Here is a 1,595-nt window from a genome sequence, read left to right on the forward strand (position 1 = left end):
GATCGGCGGTGGGCGGCACCCCCGGGGTGGGGCCGTGCGTGCCGGAAGGGTGCGGCTCGGCCGGGCGGTGGTACGCGGGGGCCTCCGCCGGCGGGGCGTACGACGGAGTCGGAGCGGTGCCCCAGCCGCCGTACCCGTGGGGCGGCGCCCAGCCGCCCGGTGCGGCGGGGGCCGGCCCCGGGGCGCCGTACGCCTGGCCCGGGTACGGGTGGTGGCCGGGCGCGGGGTAGCCGTAGCCCGCGGGCACCGCCTGCGGGTGGTGGCCGCGGGACGGCGGCAGCGGGAGGTCCGCGACGCAGGCATGGACCACGGCGCCGGGCACCAGGGCCAGCAGAAGCAGGCCGAAGGCGGCGTTCTGCGCGACCGACCAGTCGCCGGTCTCCTCCGGCGTGGAGCCGATCACGGCGACGTAGGCGATGGTGAGCACGACGGCCGCGGCAGCGAACGCTCGATCGACCGGCCGTCGGCGGACGATCGCGATCCGCAGCGCCGGTACCCAGCCGAGCAGCCCCAGCGACCACACCGGGACCGTCGCGAAGAGCACCCGGACCATCACGGCCAGGGCTCGCGAACGCCTCATGGCTTCCCCCCTCGGACGCGCACAACATCGCCGCAAGACCTGTACGAGCGCTCAGGATATCGGTTCACACCGGCGGAAGGGTGCCGTCCGCCAGGCCGTCCACGGTGCCCTGCACGAACTGCCTGCCCAGCGTCGCGGCGTGCTCCAGCGCGACCTCGAAGGCCGCGAGGTCACGGAACCGCTCGCCGTAGCGGCGCTGCTCCTCCAAGGGAATCCGGGGGACCTTCAGCCGCCGGATGTCGACGCGGGTGGCGCGGGAGGCGTAGCTGCTGGCCTGGCGGGTGTTGCCGCTGCCGCGCAGGAACCCGGCGAGGAACCACGGGTCGAGGGCGAGCGGGTCGGGCCGCAGCAGCGCCGCCCGGCCCTCGACGCGGGGGCGGCAGCCGGCGGTGGTGACGACCCGCGGCGGCCCGGCGACCCCCGGCGAGAGCAGCGGGACGAAGACGTCCCCGGGGAGGGCGGCGGGCAGTTCGGCGCCGGTGCCGTGCGCGGTGTGCAGCTCGACGGCACCGGCCCGCGCCAGCTCCCCGACGGTGACGGTGGCCCAGTGCGCGGCGCCGGGGTTGCCCTGCTGGGGGGTGCGCGGGGCGGTGGCGGGCGGCGGCGCCGGGTCCCGGCCCAGCGGCGGCAGCAGGCTGGTCGACCGGCCGAGGGTGTCCCGCAGCTCGCGTTCGAGGCGGGTCAGCGCCTGGCCGCCGGGCACGGCGGGCCGCAGATGGCGGGCGGGGGTGAGGTCGGTCTCCTCGTCCAGCAGGTCGATGGCGGGGACGGCCCGGCGCAGCCCGGGGATCTCGGTGAACCCGCTCGGCTCGGCGAACGCCCGCCAGGCGTCGGCGACGGCGCCGCGCAGCCCGGGCCAGTCGAGCCCGCCGCGGTCGTCGGCGGCGTACTCGGCGACGGTGTCGACGAGCAGGACCAGCGGCGCGGGGGCGGCCTCGGCGTCCGGCCGGGTCAGCACCCACAGATGCAGCGGCAGGCCGTGGGGCGGTGCGACGCCGGCGGGAAGGGCGACGAC

General features: G+C 78.1%; 2 protein-coding genes. Both read right to left on the bottom strand.

The features are described from left to right. A partial coding sequence (locus HCN52_RS24320; protein ID WP_168090571.1) for a hypothetical protein occupies positions 1-580 on the bottom strand: 580 nt, incomplete at its 3' end. Positions 581-644: 64 nt separating this feature from the next. Then, a partial coding sequence (locus HCN52_RS24325) for a restriction endonuclease subunit S domain-containing protein (protein WP_512700796.1) occupies positions 645-1,595 on the bottom strand: 951 nt, incomplete at its 5' end.

The organism is Streptomyces bohaiensis (assembly GCF_012033785.1).
In the GTDB taxonomy this organism is placed as follows: domain Bacteria; phylum Actinomycetota; class Actinomycetes; order Streptomycetales; family Streptomycetaceae; genus Streptomyces; species Streptomyces bohaiensis.